We start from the raw sequence: 25,636 nt of genomic DNA on the forward strand, positions 1-25,636 counted from the left end.
TTACCTATTCGGTACGTCCCCCTTTCGGCAGTTTATTCTTTAACTGACTAATGAGCTGGGTACGGAAGTCACCTAAACGTGGTTTATCATTCTCCATCCATGGTAACGGTCGACATAATTCCATCGCTTTAATACCCAGTCTGGCGGTAAGTAAACCGGCACCAATCCCCTGAGCCGCACGAGTGGATAAACGAGCGGTGATATCCTGAGAAATCCAGTCCATGCCTACTTCACGAATTAATTCTGAAGCCCCGGCAAACGCAATATTTAGCATTACCAGTTTAAACAGCCGTATCCTGCTAAAATAGCCTAGCTGGATGCCATATATATTGGCAATTCGGTTAATCAGGCGCAGATTTCGCCAGGCAATAAACGCCATATCCACAATAGCCAATGGACTAACCGCTATCATCAGTGCTGATTCAGCCGCTGAACCGCTGATTTCACGACGAGCCTGTTGGTCTAACACCGGTTGCACCAGTTTGGCGTACAGGGAAACAACCTCTCGATCGTTTTGGGTTTCATGTAGCGAAGCCTGCCAGCGCTGCAGAGCCGGGTGACTTTTATCAATACCCGCCTGTTCCGCCAGCTTTTCACAGAATTCACGCCCTTTCCCCAAAGCATGGCTGTGTAATAACTCGCGGGCAATATCCCTTTCCTCGGCCCGCTCTCGCAGGTGATACAATCTGCGCCACTCCGTCGCCACCGAGCCAATTCCGGCAACCACAATAATCGCACCGGCACTGTAAGCGCCGAGCGTAATCCATTCTTGTTGTTGAATCGCCTCAGCGATTCGATAAACGCCTTGAGCCACAACGCTTACGCCAAACAACCCTAGACCAAATGTCACCATCTTGCGCCACAGGCTTCTTTTTGGTTTCAGAGCGCTAATAATAATGCCTTCTGCCTGACCTTCTTCCTGTTCTTCTTCAAGCTCGGGCGCCGAAGGATAAAAGTGTTCAGACTCTTCTTGATTGAATTGCAAATTGCTACGTAATACCGGTTCTTGTTCCTGTATTAACGGTTCTTCAAACGTAACTCGCCCTTTTAATGGTTGATTCATCGAAGTTTATCTCCTAACAAAAACTCCATCACGGCATCCAGACGAATATGGGGCAGCGGCGTATCGACGCTCATGGGTTTTGGCCGGAACTGATCGAAATGGAATCCCTGCTGTTGCCAGAAAGCAGGCTCAGGTAAACGTGCAGGGACTTCACCCGGATAAACGGTTAACGGCTGCCCATCATCCAAACGATACCCTTTCAACGCCGGTAAACGAGTGCCCTGATGTTCTATCATGCCACTATCAGTAGCCTGCACCGAGGCCAGGCCAACGCAATCCATACTGATTCCTTCAAATGCAGCATTTTGCCACGCCTCCTGTACCAGCTGTTGCAGCAGAGAAACCAAATTTGCATGCTGATCGGGAGTAATATGGTCGGCTTTACTGGCAGCAAACATCAATTTATCAATGCAGGGAGAAAATAGCCGTCTTAAAATTGAGCGTTGACCATAGTGAAAGCTTTGCATTAATTGAGTCAGTGCCAACCGCATATCGTTAAATGCTTGTGGTCCGTTGTTCAACGGCTGTAGACAATCCACCAGCACGATCTGACGATCGAATTTCATAAAGTGATCTTTATAGAATCCCTTGACCACATGTTGACAATAATATTCGTAGCGAGCTTTCAGCATTCCCCAGTTGGTACGCTTATTCGCCTGAGCCAATCGAGACTCATTTTGCACACTGATATCCGGCCATGGGAAAAATTGCAGAACTGGCGCACCGGCTAACTCCCCGGGTAAAACAAACCGCCCCGGTTGAATAAAGTGCAGACCTTCTTGCTTACAACGCAATAGATAGTTAGCGTATTCCTGAGCGATATCCGCCAGCAAATTTTCATCAACTGGACCCAGAGGATCGCATTTAGCACACAGCGCTAGCCAAGGCTTAGCCCATTCAGCTCTTTCTCCCTGCCGTATGCCGTTCATTTGATGTGACCATTCCAGATAGCTTTGTTCCAGCATCGGTAGGTCCAGCAACCACTCCCCCGGATAATCAACGATTTCCAGATACAAAGATGAGTGGGTGGTAAAGTGACGTAACAGAGAGTCATTGGAACGAAAGCGTAGCGCTAACTGAATTTCACTGACGCCTCGGGTCGGCGTTGGCCAACTCGGCGGCGTACCATATAACGAAGCTAATCCTTCATCATAAGTGAAACGTGGAATCGCGAAATCTTTTTGGGGAATACGCTTTACCCCCAACAGACGATCTTCCCGTACGGCTGAGAATAACGGCAGTCTTGCGCCATTATTGACATTAAGCAGTTGGTTAACAAAAGCGGTGATAAATGCCGTTTTTCCACTGCGGCTTAAGCCGGTCACCGCCAATCTTAAATGACGATCCAGCCCGCGGTTAACCAGTGAATTAATTTCATTTTGCAGTCGTTTCATTCGGAACCTTAACAAAGCGGTAAGCAACGGAACCAAATAGTTTTCGTAACAATGGCTCACCAAATAAGACCAGCAGAAAACGTACCGGCCGCCATAACTTGCTTTTCAACAAGAATGATAGCACTAACACCGGCGCATACGATCTCCCCAGAAATAATAATAGCGCGATAAGAGGCTGAATAAGTAAGCGGATTTTGCCTGGCTTTTGCATTATTGCTCCCGAGTTCTGAATATTGTGAGGGTTTCTAAAGGAGGGATATCGGTTGCCTGAAGCGACGATCTCACGTTGATGTGAGCTCCTTCCTTTAGAAGGAACTCCACATAACATGAAGTGCGCTGTCGGAAAGCCTAATTATAAACGGCGAAATCGGCTTTCTACCTGAAAGGTTTCTGAGGTCAGATAACGTTCTAAATCACGTAAACGCTGTTCACTCGCCAATAGATCTTGTTCCACTTGCTTTATACGCTGACGGGCAGGTATACGACTGTGTAATGAAGCTTCTTCTGCTGGCGCACTCTCCAGAAAAAATACCATCGTGAAATAGACCACCACGGTAATGAAGAAAAAGCCGAAAAATAGCGCTAATATCGCCAGAATACGCACCATTAATACCGGGATCCCCAGATAACGTGCGATCCCCGCACATACTCCACTAATCATGCCTTCATCAGGAATACGATACAGTTTATTGTTCATCGGCGTTGCCTCCAGTTTGGATGATCTTCATCTAAAATGGCTTCCAGAGTCTGAATACGTTCTCTCATTTTCTGAGCATCATCACTCAGTTTTGCTAACCGTTGTATATCTTGTTGATTTAACTGACCACTATTGTTCTGTTTATTGCGATAATGCATCCAGAGCCAAATTGGGACAATGAACAAGATAAATAACGTCAGCGGTATGGCAAGAAAACCTAATAGCCAACTCATTGATATTCCTTATATTGTAAGGGTTAGTCTGTCGCTCACTCGTGCATACTGTTACTGAGTAAGCGACGTTATCAGCCTGTCGCTATCTATCAGGCATCTTTGTTCAAGTTCATTTTAGCTTTTAATGCAGCCAGTTCATTGTCAATTTGTTCGTTAACTTTCAGTTCAGTTAATTGCTGCTCTAAGCTCTTCTCTTTACCAAAAGCCACGCTCTGACCTTCGGCTTCCATATGGTCGATACGACGTTCAAATTGCTCAAAACGCGCCATCGCTGCATCAAGTTTACCGCTGTCCAGTTGACGACGAACGTCACGGGAAGAACTGGCGGCCTGATGACGTAATGTTAATGCTTGTTGGCGAGCGCGAGTTTCGCTTAATTTTGCTTCCAGCTCACTCACTTCATTGCGCATACGGTCTAGGGTTTCATTAACTACAACCAGCTCTGACTGAAGTATAGCGACCAAATCGGCCATCTTTTGCTTTTCGATTAAAGCAGCGCGGGCCAGATCTTCTTTATCTTTACGTAAAGCCAGTTCAGCTTTATCTTGCCATTCAGTTTGTTGAGTTTCGCCCTGCTCTATACGACGAGCTAACTGCTTTTTCTCTGCCAAAGCGCGAGCTGAGGTGGAGCGAATTTCAACTAATGTATCTTCCATTTCCTGAATCATCAGGCGAACCATTTTTTGTGGATCTTCTGCCTTCTCTAATAAGCTACTGATGTTAGCGTTTACGATATCGGCGAAACGAGAAAAAATACCCATGGTGATGTCCTCTACAGTTGTGAATCAATTTATTGGCGTTGATTGCCAGTCAGATGAATTACTATAGATATATCAAGAAGCGTGCCAACTTTTTCATTTTATTAACCGCATGATTTTAAAGTAAATTAAATTTACTTGCTATTTGAGTGTAAAAAATGGTTTGATGAAAAAAACCAATTAATGGCGAAATTAACCATGAATGATGGCATTGATAACATCTTAGGTGAAGCTAATAGCTTTATTGAAGTGCTGGAGCAGGCTTCTCAAGTTGCACCTTTAACCAAGCCGGTACTGATTATTGGCGAACGAGGCACCGGTAAAGAGCTGATTGCTCATCGCCTTCACTATTTATCCAAACGATGGCAAGGGCCGTTTATTTCCCTTAATTGTGCTGCGCTGAGTGATACCTTGCTAGATTCAGAACTCTTTGGTCATGAAGCTGGAGCGTTTACCGGGGCGCAAAAAAGACATTTAGGACGTTTTGAACGCGCAGACGGCGGTACATTGTTTCTCGATGAATTAGCTAATGCCCCCATGTTGGTTCAGGAAAAATTACTGCGGGTTATTGAATACGGTCAATTAGAACGAGTTGGTGGTACTCAACCGTTAAAGGTGAATGTGCGTCTGGTGTGCGCGACCAATGAAAACTTACCGGCGATGGCCAAAGCGGGAAAGTTCCGCGCAGACCTGCTGGATCGACTGGCATTTGATGTTATTAATTTACCGCCGTTGCGTGAACGGCGACAGGATATTATGTTACTGGCAAACAATTTTGCCATTCAAATGTGCAGTGAATTAGAGTTGCCATTCTTCCCTGGATTTACCGTTCAGGCCATTGAAGTGCTGATGAACTATGACTGGCCAGGTAATATTCGTGAGCTGAAAAACGTGGTTGAACGTTCAGTCTATCGGCATGGGGAAAACGAGGCTCCGCTGGATAATATTATTATCGATCCTTTTGTCCGCCCTTCATCTACTCATAGTCAATATGACCCATCGCCAATACCAGAAGCAAAACATCACGTTGATTTACCGGCTTTTCCGATGGATTTAAAGCAATGGTTATCAGAGCAAGAGCAGTTAATGATCGTCAAAGCACTGGAGCAATCACAATATAACCAACGTCAGGCGGCTAAACTACTTGGGTTAAGTTATCACCAACTAAGAGGGATGTTACGCAAATCAGAGATGAATAAACTGACATAGCTGAACAGTATTTCGACATCTTTCGCACAATTTATATTCTCTGCTTCGCTTAAGCCATGCTAAGGATTGGGATGATGGCTATACTCCTGTATAATCGCCAACTTGAATAGAATAAAAAAGAACTCTTTATATATGCGTATGCGTGGTTTAAAAATATGGGCGTTGATATGTGCTGGTTTAATGATGCCAGTATGTGCGCCATCGGCTAAAACGCAAACGGCTCCGGCGTCTCCTGTCGAGACGACATCCGCTGTTCCGATAACGGCAACACCACTGACGAATATCAATCAAAGTGGCTTTGTGTACTGCGTTAACGGTGTTGTTGATAGCTTTAACCCACAAATTGCTAACGGTGGCGTACTGGTAGATACCATTTCCGCTCAGCTGTATGACCGGCTATTAGATGTTGATCCTTATACCTATCGTTTAATTCCCGAATTGGCGGAGCGCTGGGAAACACTGAATGATGGAGCAACCTATCGTTTCTATTTACGTAAAGATGTGCCTTTTCAAACCACCGCCTGGTTTACGCCAACGCGAAACCTGAATGCTGATGATGTGGTTTTCAGCTTCAGTCGTATTTTTAATCAAGAAGCGCCCTATCATGCCGTTAACGGTGGCCGTTACCCCTATTTTGATAGTATGCAATTTTCAGATGCGGTAAAAAGTATTCGTAAAATTAACGATTACACCGTAGAGATCCAACTTTATAAGCCAGATGCTTCTTTTTTATGGCACTTAGCCACACATTATGCCCCAGTACTGTCAGCTGAATACGCTCAAAATTTAACCCGGAATGGTATCCAAGAGAACATCGATCGCCAACCAGTCGGCTCTGGCCCTTTTTTGTTAAATGAATATCATCCGGGACAGTTTATCCGTTTATACCGTAATGAAAGCTACTGGCGTGGGTCACCTAAGATGCAGCAGGTGGTGATTGATCTGGGCGCTGGGGGAACAGGTCGTTTATCCAAACTGTTGACCGGTGAATGTGATGTTTTAGCCTATCCGGCCGCGAGCCAGCTTTCTATTTTACGTGACGATCCACGTTTGCGTATCTCGTTACGCAGCGGTATGAATGTGGCCTATTTAGCATTTAACACCAGTAAACCACCGTTGAATGATGTTCGTGTTCGTCATGCCATTGCGTTGGCCATCAATAATCCCCGACTCATGCAATCGATCTATTACGGTACCGCAGAAACTGCGTCATCTATTCTCCCCAGAACATCGTGGGCTTATGACAATGAATCGACGATTACTGAATATGATATCGAAAAAGCGAAACAGCTCTTACAAGAAGCCAATGTTACTGACCTTCGGTTACATCTATGGGTACCAACGGCATCTCAAGCTTATAATCCGAGTCCGATGAAAATGGCCGAATTGATCCAAGCCGACTTAGCGCGTATCAATATTAAAGTCACGATTGTACCCGTTGAGGGGCGATTTCAGGAAATGCACCTGAGCGATGATGAACATGATCTGACGTTAACCGGATGGGCAACGGACAGTAACGATCCGGATAGTTTTTTCCGACCGCTGCTCAGCTGCGCCGGTATTGATTCACAAACTAACTATGCCCGGTGGTGTAATCCAGAATTCGATCGTCTCTTAACTGAAGGCGTTACTTCACAAGATCTGGCCGTAAGGATAGAAACTTACCAGCAGGCACAAAAAATTCTGGCGCAGGAAATTCCTGTTTTACCGTTGGCCTCTTCCCTTCGTATACAGGCTTACCGCTATGATATTAAGGGATTAGTATTAAGTCCGTTAGGTAATATTTCCTTTGCGGATGTTTACCGCGAGAAACCAGAGAGCAATCGCAAATGATTATCTATCTTCTCAGACGATTACTGCTATCGCTCGTTACTCTGTTGATCTTAACCGTTGTGAGTTTTAGCATTTCCTATTACCCCTCAAATGCGCCATTGAGCGGTGCGGGTTTATTTGAAGCTTATAGCTTTTATATATCAGATTTACTTCACGGTGAATTTGGCACATCGGTTATTAACGGGCAGGATATCGGTGAGCAACTAAAAATTGTTTTTCCAGCTACGCTCGAACTCTGTTTTTTTGCATTTATTATCGCGTTAGGGTTGGGGACGCCTCTCGGTATTGCCGCCGCCATGACCAAAAGTAAATGGCCGGATCGTATTATAACTTCGGTTTCCCTATTAGGTTTTTCTATTCCGATTTTCTGGCTAGCGCTGTTATTGATGTTATTTTTCTCTCTAAACCTTGAGTTATTACCAGTATCAGGACGCTACGATCTTCTCTATCAGATTCAACCAGTCACTGGCGTAGCACTTATTGATGCATGGTTATCTGATTCCCCTTATCGTGAACAAATCATGATAAGCGTGGTGCAGCACTTAATTTTACCGGTCATTACGCTGGCCGTTGCACCAACGACAGAAGTGATTCGCCTGACACGTCAAAGCGTGATTCAGATTATTGGCCAAAATTTTATTAAAGCGGCCGCGACCCGTGGTTTATCACGACTTATCATTATTCGTCGTCACGTATTGCACAACATCCTCCCCATCGTCATTCCCCAACTGACTTTACAGTTCTCCACCATGTTGGCATTGGCAATGATTACTGAATCCGTGTTTAACTGGCCGGGCCTTGGTCGTTGGCTGATTATTGCTATTCGTCAGCAGGATTTTGCCGTTATCTCTGCGGGGATTATGGTAATGGGTAGCCTGACAATTGTTGTAAACCTGATTGCCGATATTTTCAGTGCCATGACTAATCCATTTAAAAATAAGGAGTGGTATGCTTTCAGATAACGTATACCGCGAAAAGAAAATGCCCAGTGCTTTGAGCCATATCTGGCAGAATATTCATCGGGATATTTTAGCCATGGTTGGGCTGTATGGCGTATTGCTACTCATTGTCCTGTGTTTATTTGGTCATTTGATTGCGCCCTACCAACTCGACCAACAATTCCTTGGTTATCAGTTACTGCCCCCATCTTGGTCTCGTCATGGGGATGTCTCCTTCTTTTTAGGCACTGACGATCTCGGACGTGACATCCTCAGCCGTTTATTAAATGGTGCGGCTCCTACGTTTGGCTCCGCCTTACTCGTCACGTTGGCAGCGGCGATATGCGGTACTATTTTGGGCGTTCTGGCGGGCGTATCTCGTGGCTTACGCTCTGCAATACTTAACCATATTCTGGATGCTTTGCTGGCAATTCCATCCCTATTATTGGCAATTATTGTGGTGGCATTTATTGGCCCGCGTTTAGAACATGCGATGTTTGCCATATGGCTGGCACTGTTACCACGTATAGTTCATACCATATATCGAACCGTTCATGATGAGCTTGAAAAGGAATATGTCATTGCAGCCCGTCTGGATGGTGCATCAACAGCATATATCTTATGGAATGGCCTGTTGCCGAATATCGCACCGGTGTTAGTCACCGAATTCACTCGTTCACTCTCTATGGCCATTATGGATATTGCTGCTCTGGGATTTCTTAATCTGGGGGCTCAACTTCCCTCTCCTGAATGGGGAGCGATGTTAGGTGATTCCCTTGAGCTGATCTACGTCGCACCGTGGAGCGTAATGCTACCCGGCGCATCAATTATGATTTGCGTTCTGCTGGTTAATATCCTGGGTGACGGGCTTTACCGCGCTATTTCTACGGGTGATGAATAATGCCTTTATTAGATATTCGTAACCTTACCATTGAGTTTATGACCCCTGAAGGCCCGGTTAAAGCGGTTGATCGCGTTAGTTTAACCCTGACTGAAGGCGAAATTCGTGGTTTAGTGGGTGAATCAGGTTCTGGAAAAAGTTTAATCGCCAAAGCGATTTGTGGCATCAGTAAAGACAACTGGCGCATCACTGCCGATCGTTTCCGTTTTGACGACATTGATTTACTGAAACTCACACCCCGCGAACGTAGAAAGCTCGTCGGTCATAATGTTTCGATGATTTTTCAGGAGCCTCAATCTTGTTTGGATCCTTCTGAAAAAATTGGTCGTCAACTGATACAGGTCATTCCCGGTTGGACTTATAAAGGACGTTGGTGGCAGCGTTTTAACTGGCGTAAACATCGGGTTATTGAGCTACTACATCGCGTGGGAATTAAAGACCATAAAGATATTATGCGTAGCTACCCTTATGAAATAACTGAAGGTGAATGTCAAAAGGTAATGATTGCCATTGCCCTTGCTAATCAGCCTAGGTTATTGATCGCCGATGAACCAACTAATGCCATGGAGGCAACGACTCAGGCGCAAATATTTCGCCTGCTGGCGCGGATGAACCAAAATAACAATACGACTATTTTGCTGATTAGCCACGATTTACAGATGATGAGTAAATGGGCTACCCGCATTAATGTGATGTACTGTGGTCAAACGGTAGAAAGTGCGTTATGTGATGAATTACTGACGGCCCCTCATCATCCTTATACGCAGGCCTTAATTCGTGCAATGCCCGACTTTGGTCGAGCACTACCCCATAAAAGTCGATTAAATACTCTGTCAGGCGTTATCCCGTCCCTTGAACATTTACCAATTGGCTGTCGTTTAGGTCCACGATGTCCCTATGCTCAGAAAAAATGCATAGAAACGCCTCGTCTCAGGGATATTAAAGGCCATAAGTTTGCCTGCCATTTTCCTCTTAATCTGGAGGAGCCATCCTGATGAACACCTTACTTGAAGTACGTAATTTATCAAAAACCTTTCATTTTAGGACGGGGCTGTTCCGTCCTCATGAGCTGGAAGCCGTAAAACCCGTTAGCTTCATACTAAGGGAAAAGCAGACGCTAGCCATCATCGGTGAAAATGGTTCAGGTAAATCAACGCTGGCCAAAATGATTTCCGGTATGATTAAACCAACGTCCGGAGAGATGATTATTGATGACCATAAGCTGGAGTTTGGTGATTATGGTTATCGTAGCCAACATATCCGGATGATTTTCCAAGATCCTAATACTTCATTTAATCCCCGACAGCGCATTGGCCAATTGCTGGATATTCCTCTGAGGCTTAATACTGACCTTGAAGCTTCCGAACGAGAAAAACAGATTAATTTGACGTTACGTCAGGTTGGTTTACTACCCGATCATGCTTATTACTATCCACAAATGCTGGCCTCTGGACAAAAGCAACGTGTAGCGTTAGCCAGGGCGTTGATACTTCAACCTAAAATTATTATCGCTGATGAGGCCTTGGCTTCATTGGATATGTCGCTACGTTCTCAATTAATCAATTTGATGATGGAGTTACAGGAAAAACACGGCATATCCTATATTTATGTGAGCCAGCATTTAGGCATGGTGAAACACATTAGCGATCAGCTATTAGTCATGCAAAATGGCGAAGTGGTTGAGCGAGGCAATACCGCTGAAGTTATTGCCTCTCCCCTACATGAGATTACTCGACGAATGATTAACAGCCACTTTACGGAAACGCTAACGGCGGATCATTGGCGGAAAGATATTTCTGAAATTTAGCGGTATGAAATATAACCAATAAAATACCGGCAAATCATTTTATTATTTGCCTATTTAATAACACTGATCGGAGCAGTATGACAAAGGTGCACTAACTTTGCTTATTGCATGTTAGAATTGCTCCGTTTTTTTAACAATGGCCGTTCCGGATTGGTTCCGACGACCACAAATTGACTACAAGGATTATAGCTATGGGTTTTCTGACCGGTAAGCGTATTCTGGTTACTGGCGTTGCTAGTAACCGTTCTATTGCCTTTGGTATCGCGCAAGCAATGAAACGCGAAGGGGCTGAGCTGGCTTTAACTTATCAGAACGACAGACTGAAATCCCGCGTGGAAGAGTTTGCCGCGGAATTAGGCAGCAATATCGTATTACCTTGTGATGTTGCTGAAGATGAAAGCATCACTGAGCTATTCGTTGAATTAGCCAAAGTGTGGCCTAAGTTTGATGGTCTGGTTCACTCAATTGGTTTTGCGCCAGGCGATCAATTAGACGGTGACTACGTTAATGCGGTAACCCGTGACGGTTTTAAAATTGCTCACGATATCAGCTCTTACAGCTTTGTTGCTTTGGCCAAAGCGTGTCGTAGCATGTTGAATCCTGACTCAGCATTACTGACATTGTCTTATTTAGGTGCCGAGCGCGCTATTCCTAACTATAACGTTATGGGATTAGCCAAAGCTTCTCTGGAAGCTAACGTACGCTATATGGCAAATGCAATGGGACCAGAAGGTGTTCGTGTTAACGCCATTTCTGCCGGCCCTATCCGCACATTAGCTGCTTCCGGCATCAAAGACTTCAAAAAGATGTTGTCACATTGTGAAGCCGTTACGCCAATCCGTCGTACCGTGACTATCGAAGATGTCGGTAACTCTGCTGCCTTCCTGTGTTCAAATCTGGCTGCCGGCGTTAGCGGTGAAGTTCTGCACGTTGATGGTGGTTTCAGTATTGCCGCAATGAACGAGCTTGAACTGAAATAAGTTTGTTGAACTCAGGCTTACGATCGGTATTCACGTAAGCCTGGGCTTTTCTCAAGACCCTCCTAAACTACAAATAACGGCACAGATACGCCGTACATTCACAAACCTGCACGTTAAACTCACTTTTGGCCGGAACATGGAATGATTCACCTGCCGTAAAAATGGTCCATTCTGTTGAGCCCGGTAATAATACGTTTAAAGACCCGGTAATCACGGTCATCTCTTCAGGTTGCGCCGTACTAAAATTGTACTCTCCCGCCTCCATAACCCCAATGCTGGAAAGACCGATACTTCCATTTTCGAAGCCAATAGATTTCACTTTACCTGCAAAGTATTCATTTACATTAAGCATAATTTGGCACCTGATATGAGTGATAAAATAGAACCTTTATATTAGAAATATCAGTGTATTATTGTCACAAGGAAAACCCAAGTTTGTGAGCTAAAGCTGATAATCATTTGTTATTTACACCTTCATGACCATCATGACATACCAATTAATTGTGGTAAACAACAGGATAAGCCTTGCTCCTCACTAACCTTTTGTGTAAAACAACCCATTATAAAATGACTTATTCACTCATAGCATTCCGAGATATATGTTTCAAAATAACCCGCTGCTAGCGCAGCTTAAACAGCAACTTCACGCGAATACTCCCCGGGTTGAGGGCACAGTCAAAGGTACAGAGAAAGGGTTTGGCTTTCTTGAGGTTGATAGCCAGAAAAGCTACTTCATCCCACCGCCACAAATGAAGAAGGTCATGCATGGTGACCGTATCTCCGCTAGCATTCATACTGAAAAGGATCGTGAATTAGTGGAACCTGAAGAGTTGATTGAGCCTTTTCTCACTCGCTTTATTGGCCGGGTTCAACAAAAGAACGGACGTTTATTTATCGTTCCCGATCATCCTTTGATAAAAGATGTTATTCCCTGTAAACCGGCCAAACATCTCACTCAGCCTCTTAACCAAGGAGATTGGGTAGTCGCCGAAATGAGCAGCCATCCTCTAACCGGCGATCGTGGTTTTAATGCTTTAGTTACTGAGTATATTACTTTTAGTGATGACCATCTGGCTCCTTGGTGGGTGACATTGTCACGTCATCAGTTAGATCGTAAAGCGCCCGAATGGCAACCAAGTGAAATACAGGATGAGGGCATTACACGACGTGATTTAACTGCTTTCAACTTTATTACTATTGATAGCGAATCAACAGAAGATATGGATGATGCGCTATTCGCTGAACAATTAGATAACGATAAATTAAAACTGTTCATCGCGATAGCCGATCCAACGGCTTATATTACTCCTGGTAGCGAGCTTGATGTTATTGCATTAAAACGTGCATTTACCAATTACCTACCCGGCTTTAACGTACCCATGCTGCCAAGGGAGTTATCAGATAATCTCTGTTCCCTACTGCCTAATGAGCGTCGTCCGGCCTTAGTCTGTGAAGTTGTTTTAGCCGCTGACGGTGCTATCTGTGGTGAAATAGAGTTCTTCAGCGCATGGGTTATGTCGAAAGGTAAATTGGATTATGACAAGTTATCTGACTGGCTAGAGGAAAGCGGAACATGGCAGCCGGAAAACGAACAAACCAAACAGCAGATTCAACTATTACATCAAATGGCATTACACCGTATCGCATGGCGTACTGAGCATGCCTTGATGTTTAAAGAACGCCCGGATTATCGCTTTGTTCTGGGTGAAAAAGGTGAAGTGCTGGATATTATTACCGAACACCGCCGTATTGCTAATCGTATCGTTGAAGAAGCGATGATCGTTGCCAATATTTGCGCTGCTCGGGTGCTAAAAGAACGTTTAGGCTATGGCATTTTTAACGTCCATGCTGGTTTTGATCCTACACTAGTAGAACAAGCCATTAACGTATTGCAACTTAATGGCGCTGAGTTCAACAAAGAAGAGATTCTGACCCTTGATGGTTTCTGTAAGTTGCGTCGTTTCCTAGACACTCAGCCAACCTCTTATCTGGATAGTCGGGTACGAAAATATCAGACCTATGCAGAAATCAGCACAACGCCAGGACCTCATTTTGGTTTGGGTCTTGATGCTTATGCGACCTGGACTTCACCAATCCGCAAATACGGCGATATTATCAATCATCGTTTACTTAAAGCGCTTATCCATGGTGCCCCATCAACGATGCCGGATGAAGGCGTGATGCAACCTTTAACCGAGCGCCGGCGTTTTAACCGTATGGCTGAACGTGATGTGAGTGATTGGCTGTATGCACGATTCTTACAGGATAAAGCCGGTACTGATAAACGTTATTTGGCTGAAATTTTGGATATCTCACGCGGTGGTATGCGTATTAAGCTGTTAGAGAATGGCGCCGTGGCTTTTATCCCTGCACCATTTATTCATGCGGTACGTGATGAGTTGGTATGCAGTGCTGAAACAGGTACTATTCAGCTTAAAGGTGAGGTTATTTATCGTCAGGGCGATACGCTGGAAGTGGTTCTTGCCGAAGTTCGTATTGAAACACGCAGCATTATTGCTCGGCCTGCCCCGTCCTTGGCCTGACAATTAGTCCGTCTTATCATGCGTTCTGTTGCTATCATTTCAGAACGCATGACTGATTATTCTTTATCCATTCCATTAAAGAGGTTATAACATTACTCAGCCCTAATACTTCATACGACCACAGGAACATTATTATGTCGATTACTTCACTGAGCGTACGTATTCCCGCCGCCTTAAAAGCAAAACTCAAAGTTCAAGCTGAACACAACAATCATTCAATGAATGCGGAAATTATTAAACGGCTGGAAGAAAGCTTTGCCCAGGCTACACCCGTAGCTAAAGTTTCTCCTCTATCCGGTAATATTGAGCTCCCCATTACTGAAGTAACAAAAATCAAAAAAGTATTAAAAAAGGCCGTTAAAGAGCTGAAGAAAAAAAATCTTTAATACTAAGAAGAATATTATCTTGGTATCGGGTTATGGCGTATAAACGTCATTGCTATTTATCAATGCACTTTTTGAGCAGAATATAACCATCACTTATTTCGATAGGAATTGTTCTTGAATAGTGCATTGAGTTGATAAGCCGGTATCTAAAGAAATGAAATAGTCCTCACAAATAGATAATTACTGCAAAATTCAATAAACGTCAGGCTGATTAAGTTGCAATATAATAAAAAAAACCCGCAATATGCGGGTTTTTAGCAACATCGATTATTGCTGATTACAGAGCAACAACGTCCGCCGCAGACGGGCCACGTGGGCTGTCTTGAATAGAAAATTCAACGTGCTGGCCTTCTGCCAGAGTTTTGAATCCATCATTAACGATTGCAGAGAAGTGAACGAAAACGTCCTTACTGCCATCAGTTGGAGTGATGAAGCCAAAACCTTTACTTTCGTTGAACCACTTAACGTGACCAGTTTTCTTAGACATTACAAAAATTCCTATTGATGTTTAACCTGCCAAAAGGCACGGAAGATCAGCATCTGTGGTTACTAGCATGGTAGACACTAAGAGAAGAACCGAAAATAAGTTAATCCGAGGATAATAACTCACTGGGGGAACTCTAAATTCAAAACGAATATTCAAAATGACATACCTGAAGTAACTCTATTTCACCGACCAAAGTCATTACCGCATATTCAATAAATTTAGGCAAGGTGTTTTCAGCAACACAATAAAAAGTTAGATCAAGTGCACATTATTTAATGTTCAGCCGCTTTATCGAAACGGTTAAGCAAATAAAATAATCACATTCTATTTTATTACCCACCATAATGAGACATTAATTCCATTAGCTAAGCTTATCTAGCCAGTCCATTATGCAATAAATGTTATTAGATGATAGAATGAATAATCTGTTTATAATATAAACTCATTTTTCTAAGTAAAACGACGTGAATACACTACCTTACCTTTCCGGATACCCTGAAAACCTTCAACAACAAGTGATGAAGCTGATAGAGCAGAAGACATTAGGGAATGTTCTACTCTCCCGTTATCCAGCCCCTCACGGTTATGTCACGGATAAAATGTTATATCAGTATGTGATAATAATAAAAAACGAGTATATGAAGAATGCTCAATTGGTAAACAAAGTTTGCTATGACAATAAAATTCATGTCATTAACCATGCTCTTGGAATGAATACCGCAATATCTCGCCTTCAGGGGAATAAATTAAAGGCAAAAGCGGAAATTCGAATATCTAACATTTTCAAATCATCCCCTGAAGCGCTATTAAAAATGATTGTAGTGCATGAACTCGCACATTTAAAAGAGAGGGAACATAATAAGAATTTCTATAACCTATGTTGTCATATGGAACCTGACTACCATCAGTTAGAGTTTGATACTCGCCTGTACCTGACTTATCTGGATAAATTTGGTCAGCTATATACTAATTAGTCGATAAGTTATTCTTCTTCTTCATCATCAAATGAGACAACAGAACGCTCACCTTGATGGTTAGCTCGAATTTCTTTAGCGACTAACGCGATAGCCTCTCCGCTGCTCATCCCTTCCGCCATCAATTGTTGAATACGTTCTACAGCATCTTGCTGCTCTTCGTGTCGAAGTGCCGGCGATCCGATTGTCATATAAATTTCACTTTTTTAAGGTAATGGAACATACCAGACATGAGTCAATAAACAATGCTGAATCACACCCATATTGATTAAATAATCATAGCGCAAAAATAATACCGTTGTATTATCTCACCTGTAGCATACTTATACTAGCCAGATAATCTAACTCTTATTGACTGACCTAACAATGAACGATGTTATTAACCGATTTGTCCAACGATTTCAAATGCAATTGCCACCATTGGCATCAGCGACTCAACATCAAAGACAAGCGGCTGTTTTGATTCCTGTCATCTGCGGTAATGAGCCGTCGCTATTGTTGACGCGTCGCTCATCTCAGTTGCGTAAGCATCCAGGTCAAGTTGCTTTTCCAGGTGGAGCCGCGGATGAAACCGATAGTTCTCTCAATATAACGGCTTTAAGAGAAGCCTATGAAGAAGTTGGTCTAAATCCAGACCGTGTTGATATTATTGGCCAACTTCCGCCATTGGATAGCATTAGTGGATTTCAGGTGACGCCTATCGTGGGTTTGCTACCTGATGGATTGCAGTTTAAACAGAATAAAAATGAAGTTGAAACACTGTTTGAAGTTCCTCTTGGTTACGTCCTCAACAAAGATAACTATCATTCAATAGAGATTATTCGCCGTAATAAACCATTACGCATCTATTTTATCTATTATGCAGATAACTTTATCTGGGGACTCACCGCCTCAATTCTTCAACGTCTGGCTACTCAGGTTCACGGATTTCTATAACCTTTTAAAATATAGCGATATAAATTAACTGGCTGTTTTATCTTAATAATTTTTTTGCCTCTTTAAAATTCACGATCTTCATCAAAGATCACACATTCTAATACACCATATTCATAGCTTATCACTGCACAAAAAGACTATAATTGCCCCATCGGCCAAGATGATATCTTGCTCAAGTAAAATCAAGCAGGCCAATTGACTAAAAAATGTCAGGCTATCGAACACACTGAGCCTTCATCTTTTAAGCCAGAAATGATGCAAATTTAATTCTATTGAGGAGTTTCATGTGATTAGCGTTTTCGACATGTTCAAAATTGGTATTGGTCCATCCAGTTCACATACCGTCGGTCCGATGAAAGCGGGCAAAGAGTTTGTCGATGATCTCTGTCATAACGAGTTACTCTCTTCCGTTGATCGTATTGCTGTAGATGTTTATGGTTCACTGTCTTTAACGGGCAAAGGCCACCATACAGATATCGCTATTATTATGGGATTAGCCGGTAACTTACCCGCCACTGTCGATATCGATACAATTCCTGCATTCATTCGTAGTGTAGAAGAAACTCAGCGTTTGCCGTTGGTTAATGGAAAACACGAAGTTGATTTCCCACGCAATGGTGGCATGGTTTTCCACAGTGACAATCTGTCACTGCATGAAAATGGTATGAAAATTACCGCTCTTTCTGCCGATAAAGTAATTTATAGCAAAACCTATTACTCGATTGGCGGTGGTTTTATCGTTGATGAAGAAAATTTTGGCAAAGCATCGACAAATGAGGTTGCTGTCCCCTATCCATTCAAATCAGCAACAGCGTTGTTAGAGCTGTGTAAGCACCATGGTTTATCAATATCCGGTTTGGTGATGCAAAACGAGTTAGCCATGCACAGCCAAAAAGAGATCGAAAATTACTTCTCTGCCGTTTGGCAAACCATGCGTGACTGTATCGATCGCGGTATGAATACTGAAGGTGTATTACCCGGCCCATTGCAGGTTCCACGCCGTGCCGCCCCGCTACGCCGTATGTTGGTATCTTCAGATAAGCTATCTAACGATCCGATGCACATTATTGATTGGGTGAATATGTTTGCTCTGGCCGTCAATGAAGAAAATGCCGCCGGAGGCCGTGTAGTTACAGCACCAACTAACGGTGCCTGCGGTATTATCCCTGCGGTGCTGGCCTACTATGATCAGTTTATTCAACCGGTTAGTCCGGAAGCATATATCCGCTATTTCCTGGCTTCAGGCGCTATCGGAACGCTTTATAAGATGAACGCCTCTATCTCTGGTGCTGAAGTGGGTTGTCAAGGTGAGGTTGGCGTTGCTTGCTCTATGGCTGCTGCTGGCTTAACTGAGTTATTGGGCGGTAGTCCACAACAGGTTTGTGATGCAGCAGAGATTGGTATGGAGCATAACCTAGGCTTAACCTGCGATCCGGTTGCTGGTCAGGTACAAGTTCCTTGTATTGAACGTAATGCGATTGCTTCCGTTAAGGCTATTAACTCCTCTCGTATGGCTTTACGTCGTACCAGTGAGCCACGGGTTTCATTGGATAAAGTCATCGAGACCATGTACGAAACGGGTAAAGATATGAACTCAAAATATCGAGAAACTTCTCGTGGAGGCTTGGCTATCAAGGTTGTTCACTGCGATTAATGCCTAAATTACTCCCTCTCTATCACGGGGAGGGAGTTTATATTCTGCTTCATTTACCGGTTTTGTTATCCACTTATCCATATCATCCTCTGTTTTACCGATTAAATCCCCTTTATCCATTGACAGTGCCTGATAAATCATTAGGTTAATAGTCTTATTTCAATCGGAGTCGTTAGTTTTGCCGACTGAATTTAGTTTTTTACACGGAGAAGAAGTTAATGCAGGAATATTTATTGCTTATATTGAATAAGGTGGGTGTTGAAGCAACGCCACTGATCATTTTAATTATTACCCTCACCCTGATTATATTGTTGTCCGTGATTATTCATCTGTTTCTTCACCATGTCATTCTCGGCAGCATGAAGAAAAGCGAAGCCAGAAACCATAAATTCTGGCGACAAATTTTAATCGATCATAATTTATTTGACCGCCTCTCATTTGTTCTACAGGGTATTATTGTCCACGTTATTTCATCACACTGGGTCGTGCAAGAGCCTGAAGTACTGGACATCATTCTACTTTGCGCACAGATATGGATTTTATTGTATGGCTTGCTTTCCCTGTTCGCCTTACTGGATACCTTGCTCAGCCTGTCCCATATGACCAAAGTCGCCAGTCAGTTACCGCTACGAGGAATTTTCCAGAGTATCAAACTGATTGCCGCTATTTTTATTGGTATTCTGATTATCTCTACCTTAATCGGTAAGTCGCCAACGCTGCTATTAAGCGGTTTAGGAGCCATGACCGCCGTAATAATGCTGGTATTTAAAGATCCTATATTGGGACTGGTCGCTGGAATTCAGTTATCCGCCAATAATATGCTAAAGATTGGCGACTGGCTGGAAATGCCTAAATACGGTGCTGATGGTGCAGTATTAGATATTGGTTTAACCACGGTAAAAGTCAGAAATTGGGATAATACGGTAACAACTATTCCGACCTATTCACTGATTTCTGATTCATTTAAAAACTGGCGTTCAATGTCAGAATCAGGTGGCCGCCGCATCAAGCGCAGCATTAAAATTGACGCTACTAGCGTACATTTCCTCTCTCTGGAAGAGCAAGAAAACCTGCAAAGCAGTCATTTACTTGAATCCTATATTGAACATAAAGTAAATGAAATAAGTCAATTTAATCATGAGCATCGTGTTGATTTATCTATTGCTATGAATGGGAGAAGATTAACCAATCTAGGGACATTACGGGCATATATTGGTGAATACCTAAAAGCGCATTCAGGTATCCATAAAAATATGACTTTGATGGTTCGTCAATTAGAAGCCGGCTCAGAAGGTATTCCACTGGAAATTTATGCCTTTACTAATACTGTAGCTTGGGTTGAGTATGAAGGTATCCAATCAGATATTTTTGATCATATCTACTCGATCATTCCACAGTTTGGATTGCGCCTGCATCAAACTCCGACCGGTAGCGATATGCGAGCAATGGTTGATCGATTAGCTTAACAATAAGAGAAAAAACGGGGCATCTAAAGTGCCCCGTTTTATTTTGCATCAGGAAATATTACTTCTGATAGAGACGAATATAAAAATCCGCCTCACAGTGAAATTCTGACATTTCTGCCAGTTGCTGGATCAACTGTTCTGATGCTTTCCAGGCAAAAGGGGTCATCTGTAGGAGATTGACGGCCTGCTCCCCAGAGAGAGTAAGGTTGTAACTTAAACGTTGTTGTTGAATACAGTGAAAGCCCTCGATCTGCTCTTCAATGTCTTCATGAGGCTGGGGCGTTTGGTAAATCAACCCTTTTAACTGGATCAAATGTCTCGGTGCCGGGGTCACTGCTACAATAAATCCACCAGATTTAATCACACGGCTGAGCTCTTGTGCTTTACAGGGGGCATAAATGCGTAATACGCCGTCCATTGAGTCATCAGCAAATGGTAAACGATGACTGGATGCAACACAGAAAGAAGCGGCAGGATAGCGTTTAGCGGCTGCTCGGATGGCACCTTTGGCGATATCCAGGCCATGCACCTGAACGGTGTGATGACTTGACAAATTCTCAGCCAAAAATCCGGTGTAATACCCTTCACCACAGCCAATATCCAACAGCCTCTTAGTATTCTGATGATCGGACAGAGATTTATCCAATAGTGAATAAATCGCATCGCGCAGGGGCTGATAATATCCAGCATCAAGAAACTGGCGTCTGGCCTGCATCATCATTTGATTATCGCCAGGATTTTTTGATTTCTTATGTTGGACCGGCATGAGGTTCACATACCCCTCTTTCGCACGGTCGAACTGATGATGATTACTACAACACCATACCCGATCGTCCAATTGCAATGAATGATGACAAATAGGACATTGATATAGCATGGGAGGATCCTGATGAAAAATAGTGACTACCGGGGAAACCAGCGAAGAAAATTTTATGAAGGAAAGTATAACATTAAAGCAGCAATTTTTGAGAGGTGTGTTAATTGTGATTTAACACATAATTTTATGCAGAAACTTTAATTAATCCTTTCCTCCATGTGGTTGCTTAAAAACTAAAAAGCAATAACGTCCGTTGCAAATGGACCTCTGGAGGTTCTATAAGTAGAAAATTCTACGTTTTGCCCTTCGGTCAATAATTTAGTTGAATTAGCGATGGAAGTGCGGTCAACGAAGACATCAGAACTACCATCCAGCGGTGCGATTAAGCCAACACCATGGTTTCTATCAAACCATTTTACCATTCCCATTCTTAGGGTCATAATTTGTACCTCTTAAATTTAGTTATATATCATTTTCCTTTACAGTTAGTTGGTTAGAACATCTGTACCTGGAATATCAGGTGTGCGTAAAAATGCCTGTGGTCCACAAAAAAACCCGCATCAGCGATGCGGGTTTTCTGTCACTAGAGTTAAGAAAGCCAAAGGCTTATCTTATTTATCTCTATAAACGTTTGCTGCTAATTACAGAGCAACAACGTTTGCAGCTGCTGGACCGCGTGGGCTGTCTTGAATGGTATATTCTACTTTCTGACCTTCAGCCAGAGTTTTGAAACCTTCACTAGCGATAGCAGAGAAGTGAACGAATACGTCTTTACCACCATCATCTTGCTCAATAAAACCAAAACCTTTGCTCTCATTGAACCATTTAACTTTGCCAGTTTTCTTGGACATCTTTACTTACCTTTAAATTAGTTAACCTGCCATACATCATAGGGTATAGGCATTATGGCCAGATTTTCAGAATCAATACTTATGGAGGCACTAAGAAGATGTTCGTCTAGTAAGCGAAATCAAAAGATAACGGCTTTTAAGAAGGAACTGCTTTACTCTAATGTCGTACATAAATAGGTCTGTAGCACAGGCCGGTTTACATTTACTCATAATGAACCAGATAACGCAAGCCTTTTCTCTCTCTTTTGGATAAAAGAACCAAACTGGTTCTTTTAACTGGTTATAATTTGATTAATAAAGAGATATTTCACCCGCCGGACGCGTCTTAAATCGACGATGTAGCCACATATATAATTCCGGCGCTTTCAGGATTTCCTTCTCAACGACTTTATTCATAAAGGTAGCAGCAGCCGTTGAATCGTCCATCGGAAACCCGGTTGGTGGTTCAGTGACTAACACGGTATATCCGCTACCATCCGCGTGTCGTTTTGGCGTAAATGGCAAAATAACAGGATCGGCCTGACGCATCAGAATACTGGTTCCAATCGTCGTTGCTGCTTGTGGTACGGCAAAGAATGGCGCAAATACGCTGTTACGTGGACCGTAATCGTGATCGGGGGCATACCAAAGGATTTCGCCTTTACGCAGTTCCCTAATCATGCCTTTGATATCATTACGGTCGATAAAGTATTTATTAGAACGACTACGGCCCCGAACCTGAACCCAATCCATTAATTTATTGTTGTGTGGTCGATAAACACCCACTCCAGGGTTGTACATACCATAAATGCGCCCCCCCAGTTCTAACGTCAGAAAATGAACGCCGACCAACAATACGCCTTTACCATTGGCTCGAATACGCGACATGATTTCAAGATTATCGACCTTACACCATTTTTTAATTCGGTTATCAGACCAGAACCAAGCCATGCCTGTTTCCAGCAATCCCATGCCTAATGATTCAAAATTCTCAACTAACAGCTTCTCCCTCTCCTCTTTACTTAAGTTGGGAAAGCAGAGTTCCAGATTACGACGAGCAATGTGCTGCCGGCGTTTTAAAAAACGCATAGACAATCGCCCTGTTCGAGAGCCAATAAAGTGAATTGCTGGGTAAGGTAGCTGAACTAAAAGATAAAGAGATATTATCCCAAACCAGGTTAGCCAGTATTTAGGTTTCAAAAAAGAATAATGAAACTCAGGCTGTTTAAATTTTGACATTCAGGTATTGCTTCTCTAGCTGCAAAGCAGCATTAATGGACAAGATAACTCATTGTTCAAACAGACATTAATTTACAGAAAAAACCGAAAATTAAAAAAATAGTTGAGACAATGTCAGACTTAATTAAGACAACAAGTTAATGATCAAGTTCTTAGAGGTATAATTATTTATACAAAAAATAGATTGGATAAAAAATAAACTTATCCTGCGAATTATTTTCATTTACAATGTTGGCTATTTTTTGCGCATGGCGTTGTGTTAAAAATGTACGCACCATTAATTATATCTGATGAAATATCATTAACGATAACACCATGATACCTATTGACGCAGCTGGAAACAATACGTTAGCCATGGGAATACCGCTTACCAAACTCTTTTTAGCACCACCAAAAACAAGGGGTATTTCATCTCGAATATTGAAACCCAGTAAAGGCGCCACTGCAGTATTAATCATTAGTGCCATCGTTAACAATAATGATAAAAGATAATAATACTTAACAATGCACAACCATTTACCTGATTCCAGATCCCTTCAACGAACCCCTGACGATTTAAGCTCAAATTAAGTAATAGCATATTTTTTGAACAATGTTAGCTAATGATTTGCCATAACAAAATATAAATAAAATGATCGTTGCCACCCTTTTCTACTTTGCTTTATGACATAATCAAGCTCTTGCTTACGCCCGATCCTCATAGCGTATATTGACTATATAATACATAGGATTTTGTAGAGAATGGCATCGATAGCATTAAAACCAATTAATGAAATTGCCCAGCAGTACGGCATCGCGCAGCAATATCTTATTCCATATGGCTCCAGTATAGCGAAAATCGACCCGATACTGATTAATCCTGATGCTGCCAAAGGTAAATTGGTACTGGTTTCCAGTATTACCCCAACGCCGTTGGGAGAAGGTAAAACGGTAACCACTATTGGTTTGAGTCAGGGGTTTAACTTTATTGGTAAACCCTGTATCGCCTGTATCCGTCAACCGAGCTTAGGGCCGGTATTCGGTGTAAAAGGCGGCGCAGCCGGTGGCGGTAAAGCTCAAGTTTTACCTATGGAAAAACTCAACCTGCATCTGACCGGTGATATTCATGCGATTACCGCGGCACATAATCTAGCCGCCGCGGCTTTAGATGCGCGTTTATACCATGAACAACGTTTAGGTGATCAATTCACGCCACAGACGGGTTTGCCAAGATTAAATATCGATATCAACCATATTTTATGGAAAAGAGTGGTTGACCATAACGATCGTGCTCTGCGTCATATTACTGTGGGTGTTGGTGGTGGCGTTAACGGTGTCGAACGTGCTGATGGCTATGATATCACTGCCGCATCAGAACTGATGGCCATTCTGGCGTTATCTGACGATCTCAAAGATATGCGTCAACGCATCAGCCATATTATTTTAGCTCATGATATTCATGGCGCCCCTATTACCGCAGAGCAGCTTGAAGTTGCCGGGGCCATGACAGTATTGATGAAAGATGCTATTCAACCTACCCTAATGCAAACCAGTGAGAACACGCCTGTTCTGATTCATGCTGGTCCATTTGCTAACATTGCACACGGTAACTCTTCCGTTATTGCTGACAGAATAGCTCTGCAACAGGCTGATTATGTGATTACCGAAGCGGGTTTTGGCTCTGATATGGGGATGGAGAAATTCTTCAATATCAAATACCGCCAGTCTGGTATTAAACCTTCCTGCGTAGTTTTAGTCGCTACCTTACGCAGCTTGAAAACCAATAGCGGTAAATTTGATATCAAACCAGGTCAGCCTTTACCGCCAGAAATTGCCGAGAGCAACGTTGAATTGCTGGCGTTAGGCTGCCAGAACTTAAGCTGGCACATAGCCAATGCCAAACGTTATGGCTTACCGGTAATTGTGGCCATTAACCGTTTCCCTACTGATTCAACTGAAGAGTTGGACTATTTACGCCAGTATGCCTTGTCCTGTGGAGCTGAAGGCGTAGAGATCAGCGACGCGTTCAGCGCAGGTGGAGCGGGTACCGCTAAACTGGCGCAAGCTGTTATGGCGGCTTGTGAAAAACCAAGTGATGTTAACCTGCTCTATCCTGATGAAGTATCCCTGATCGAAAAAGTTGAGGCACTAGTCAATACCTATGGTGCCAAGCAAGCTATTTTGACGAAACAAGCAACTGAGCAGTTATCCGCTCTGGAAAAAGCCGGATTTGGCCATTTACCCCTGTGTATTGCCAAAACTCCGCTCTCGATTAGTGCCGATCCGGCATTAAAAAATGTACCAAAAGATTTCACCGTCACGATTTCATCATTCAAGGTTTCTGCCGGTGCTGGTTTTATTCGAGCCTATGCAGGTAACATTATGACCATGCCAGGACTGGGAACCTTACCGGCTTATCGTCATATTGATATTGATGATGCTGGCAATATTGTCGGTCTGAGTTAGGTAGGTGATTTAACTCTATTGAGGTAAATACCAATAACCCTACATT

28 protein-coding genes are annotated in these 25,636 nt (G+C 43.0%); 14 read left to right on the top strand and 14 right to left on the bottom strand.

Annotated features, from left to right (window positions below):
• Window positions 1–4: 4 nt before the first annotated feature.
• The 6 genes from BMZ28_RS10070 to pspA all read right to left on the bottom strand — a co-directional run bounded on the left by BMZ28_RS10070 (window position 5) and on the right by pspA (window position 4,148).
• Window positions 5–1,063, bottom strand: a complete 1,059-nt coding sequence (locus tag BMZ28_RS10070) for a YcjF family protein (protein ID WP_047781003.1) — start codon at window positions 1,061–1,063, stop codon at window positions 5–7.
• Window positions 1,060–2,457 (bottom strand): YcjX family GTP-binding protein, encoded by a 1,398-nt coding sequence (locus tag BMZ28_RS10075; RefSeq protein ID WP_074822885.1) that lies wholly within the window; start codon window positions 2,455–2,457, stop codon window positions 1,060–1,062. Before BMZ28_RS10075 ends, BMZ28_RS10070 begins: the two co-directional genes overlap by 4 nt.
• The gene (locus BMZ28_RS10080; RefSeq protein ID WP_047781001.1) at window positions 2,438–2,668 is read right to left on the bottom strand and encodes a hypothetical protein; all 231 of its coding nucleotides are present in this window, start codon (window positions 2,666–2,668) and stop codon (window positions 2,438–2,440) included. The genes BMZ28_RS10075 and BMZ28_RS10080 overlap by 20 nt, the downstream gene beginning before the upstream one ends.
• Window positions 2,669–2,809: 141 nt before the next feature.
• Window positions 2,810–3,154: an envelope stress response membrane protein PspC gene (pspC, locus tag BMZ28_RS10085; RefSeq protein ID WP_047781000.1), complete on the bottom strand. Its 345-nt coding sequence runs from the start codon at window positions 3,152–3,154 to the stop codon at window positions 2,810–2,812.
• Window positions 3,151–3,387, bottom strand: a complete 237-nt coding sequence (gene pspB / locus BMZ28_RS10090; RefSeq protein ID WP_047780999.1) for an envelope stress response membrane protein PspB — start codon at window positions 3,385–3,387, stop codon at window positions 3,151–3,153. Before pspB ends, pspC begins: the two co-directional genes overlap by 4 nt.
• A gap of 89 nt (window positions 3,388–3,476) precedes the next feature.
• Window positions 3,477–4,148: a phage shock protein PspA gene (pspA, locus tag BMZ28_RS10095; RefSeq protein WP_047780998.1), complete on the bottom strand. Its 672-nt coding sequence runs from the start codon at window positions 4,146–4,148 to the stop codon at window positions 3,477–3,479.
• A gap of 195 nt (window positions 4,149–4,343) precedes the next feature.
• Between pspA and pspF the strand changes: the two genes are divergently transcribed.
• From pspF to fabI, 7 genes are all read left to right on the top strand, one after another.
• Window positions 4,344–5,354 (top strand): phage shock protein operon transcriptional activator, encoded by a 1,011-nt coding sequence (gene pspF / locus BMZ28_RS10100; RefSeq protein WP_074822888.1) that lies wholly within the window; start codon window positions 4,344–4,346, stop codon window positions 5,352–5,354.
• Between the two features lie 138 nt (window positions 5,355–5,492).
• Window positions 5,493–7,187, top strand: a complete 1,695-nt coding sequence (sapA, locus tag BMZ28_RS10105) for an ABC transporter substrate-binding protein SapA (protein ID WP_074823142.1) — start codon at window positions 5,493–5,495, stop codon at window positions 7,185–7,187.
• Window positions 7,184–8,149, top strand: coding sequence for a putrescine export ABC transporter permease SapB (sapB, locus tag BMZ28_RS10110; protein WP_047780997.1), 966 nt, complete (start codon window positions 7,184–7,186; stop codon window positions 8,147–8,149). The genes sapA and sapB overlap by 4 nt, the downstream gene beginning before the upstream one ends.
• The gene (gene sapC, locus BMZ28_RS10115) at window positions 8,136–9,026 is read left to right on the top strand and encodes a putrescine export ABC transporter permease SapC (protein WP_047780996.1); all 891 of its coding nucleotides are present in this window, start codon (window positions 8,136–8,138) and stop codon (window positions 9,024–9,026) included. Before sapB ends, sapC begins: the two co-directional genes overlap by 14 nt.
• Window positions 9,026–10,021 carry a putrescine export ABC transporter ATP-binding protein SapD gene (sapD, locus tag BMZ28_RS10120; protein WP_074822890.1) on the top strand — a complete coding sequence of 332 codons (996 nt, stop codon included), beginning with the start codon at window positions 9,026–9,028 and terminating at the stop codon, window positions 10,019–10,021. Before sapC ends, sapD begins: the two co-directional genes overlap by 1 nt.
• A complete protein-coding gene (sapF, locus tag BMZ28_RS10125; protein ID WP_126467561.1) occupies window positions 10,018–10,833 on the top strand; it encodes a putrescine export ABC transporter ATP-binding protein SapF in 816 nt (271 codons plus the stop codon). Before sapD ends, sapF begins: the two co-directional genes overlap by 4 nt.
• Window positions 10,834–11,024: 191 nt before the next feature.
• The gene (fabI, locus tag BMZ28_RS10130; RefSeq protein ID WP_047780993.1) at window positions 11,025–11,813 is read left to right on the top strand and encodes an enoyl-ACP reductase FabI; all 789 of its coding nucleotides are present in this window, start codon (window positions 11,025–11,027) and stop codon (window positions 11,811–11,813) included.
• 67 nt (window positions 11,814–11,880) lie between these two features.
• Here the strand turns inward: fabI and ppnP are convergent, their stop codons facing one another.
• On the bottom strand, window positions 11,881–12,165 hold the full coding sequence (ppnP, locus tag BMZ28_RS10135) for a pyrimidine/purine nucleoside phosphorylase (RefSeq protein WP_047780992.1): 285 nt from the start codon (window positions 12,163–12,165) through the stop codon (window positions 11,881–11,883).
• A 247-nt stretch (window positions 12,166–12,412) separates the two neighbouring features.
• On the opposite strand from ppnP, the gene BMZ28_RS10140 reads away from it, so the two are divergent.
• Window positions 12,413–14,356 (top strand): exoribonuclease II, encoded by a 1,944-nt coding sequence (locus BMZ28_RS10140; protein ID WP_074822891.1) that lies wholly within the window; start codon window positions 12,413–12,415, stop codon window positions 14,354–14,356.
• 134 nt (window positions 14,357–14,490) lie between these two features.
• Window positions 14,491–14,742: an Arc family DNA-binding protein gene (locus BMZ28_RS10145; RefSeq protein WP_047780990.1), complete on the top strand. Its 252-nt coding sequence runs from the start codon at window positions 14,491–14,493 to the stop codon at window positions 14,740–14,742.
• A 277-nt stretch (window positions 14,743–15,019) separates the two neighbouring features.
• On the opposite strand, the gene cspE (BMZ28_RS10150) is transcribed toward BMZ28_RS10145, so the two are convergent.
• Complete coding sequence (cspE, locus tag BMZ28_RS10150; RefSeq protein WP_047780989.1) at window positions 15,020–15,229, bottom strand: transcription antiterminator/RNA stability regulator CspE; 210 nt, start codon at window positions 15,227–15,229, stop codon at window positions 15,020–15,022.
• Between the two features lie 464 nt (window positions 15,230–15,693).
• Here cspE (BMZ28_RS10150) and BMZ28_RS10155 point away from each other — a divergent pair, with 464 nt between their 5' ends.
• On the top strand, window positions 15,694–16,203 hold the full coding sequence (locus BMZ28_RS10155; protein WP_114986608.1) for a M48 metallopeptidase family protein: 510 nt from the start codon (window positions 15,694–15,696) through the stop codon (window positions 16,201–16,203).
• An 8-nt stretch (window positions 16,204–16,211) separates the two neighbouring features.
• On the opposite strand, the gene BMZ28_RS10160 is transcribed toward BMZ28_RS10155, so the two are convergent.
• The gene (locus BMZ28_RS10160; RefSeq protein ID WP_047780987.1) at window positions 16,212–16,394 is read right to left on the bottom strand and encodes a YoaH family protein; all 183 of its coding nucleotides are present in this window, start codon (window positions 16,392–16,394) and stop codon (window positions 16,212–16,214) included.
• A gap of 175 nt (window positions 16,395–16,569) precedes the next feature.
• On the opposite strand from BMZ28_RS10160, the gene BMZ28_RS10165 reads away from it, so the two are divergent.
• From BMZ28_RS10165 to BMZ28_RS10175, 3 genes are all read left to right on the top strand, one after another.
• Window positions 16,570–17,139, top strand: coding sequence for a CoA pyrophosphatase (locus tag BMZ28_RS10165; protein ID WP_047780986.1), 570 nt, complete (start codon window positions 16,570–16,572; stop codon window positions 17,137–17,139).
• A gap of 286 nt (window positions 17,140–17,425) precedes the next feature.
• Window positions 17,426–18,793: an L-serine ammonia-lyase gene (locus BMZ28_RS10170; protein ID WP_074822894.1), complete on the top strand. Its 1,368-nt coding sequence runs from the start codon at window positions 17,426–17,428 to the stop codon at window positions 18,791–18,793.
• Window positions 18,794–19,011: 218 nt separating this feature from the next.
• A complete protein-coding gene (locus tag BMZ28_RS10175) occupies window positions 19,012–20,259 on the top strand; it encodes a mechanosensitive ion channel family protein (RefSeq protein ID WP_074822898.1) in 1,248 nt (415 codons plus the stop codon).
• Between the two features lie 58 nt (window positions 20,260–20,317).
• Here BMZ28_RS10175 and rlmA read toward each other — a convergent pair whose 3' ends face one another.
• The 5 genes from rlmA to BMZ28_RS10200 form a co-directional block, all read right to left on the bottom strand.
• Window positions 20,318–21,136 carry a 23S rRNA (guanine(745)-N(1))-methyltransferase gene (gene rlmA, locus BMZ28_RS10180; protein WP_047780983.1) on the bottom strand — a complete coding sequence of 273 codons (819 nt, stop codon included), beginning with the start codon at window positions 21,134–21,136 and terminating at the stop codon, window positions 20,318–20,320.
• Between the two features lie 173 nt (window positions 21,137–21,309).
• Window positions 21,310–21,516: a cold-shock protein gene (locus tag BMZ28_RS10185; RefSeq protein ID WP_047780982.1), complete on the bottom strand. Its 207-nt coding sequence runs from the start codon at window positions 21,514–21,516 to the stop codon at window positions 21,310–21,312.
• A gap of 201 nt (window positions 21,517–21,717) precedes the next feature.
• Window positions 21,718–21,927, bottom strand: a complete 210-nt coding sequence (gene cspE / locus BMZ28_RS10190) for a transcription antiterminator/RNA stability regulator CspE (RefSeq protein ID WP_047780981.1) — start codon at window positions 21,925–21,927, stop codon at window positions 21,718–21,720.
• A 291-nt stretch (window positions 21,928–22,218) separates the two neighbouring features.
• The gene (locus tag BMZ28_RS10195; protein ID WP_047780980.1) at window positions 22,219–23,145 is read right to left on the bottom strand and encodes a Kdo(2)-lipid IV(A) acyltransferase; all 927 of its coding nucleotides are present in this window, start codon (window positions 23,143–23,145) and stop codon (window positions 22,219–22,221) included.
• Between the two features lie 281 nt (window positions 23,146–23,426).
• On the bottom strand, window positions 23,427–23,657 hold the full coding sequence (locus BMZ28_RS10200; RefSeq protein WP_074822901.1) for a bile acid:sodium symporter: 231 nt from the start codon (window positions 23,655–23,657) through the stop codon (window positions 23,427–23,429).
• Between the two features lie 229 nt (window positions 23,658–23,886).
• Between BMZ28_RS10200 and BMZ28_RS10205 the strand changes: the two genes are divergently transcribed.
• On the top strand, window positions 23,887–25,590 hold the full coding sequence (locus BMZ28_RS10205; protein ID WP_074822905.1) for a formate--tetrahydrofolate ligase: 1,704 nt from the start codon (window positions 23,887–23,889) through the stop codon (window positions 25,588–25,590).
• Window positions 25,591–25,636: the final 46 nt, after the last annotated feature.

This window comes from Pragia fontium DSM 5563 = ATCC 49100 (assembly GCF_900112475.1).
Lineage (GTDB): Bacteria > Pseudomonadota > Gammaproteobacteria > Enterobacterales > Enterobacteriaceae > Pragia > Pragia fontium.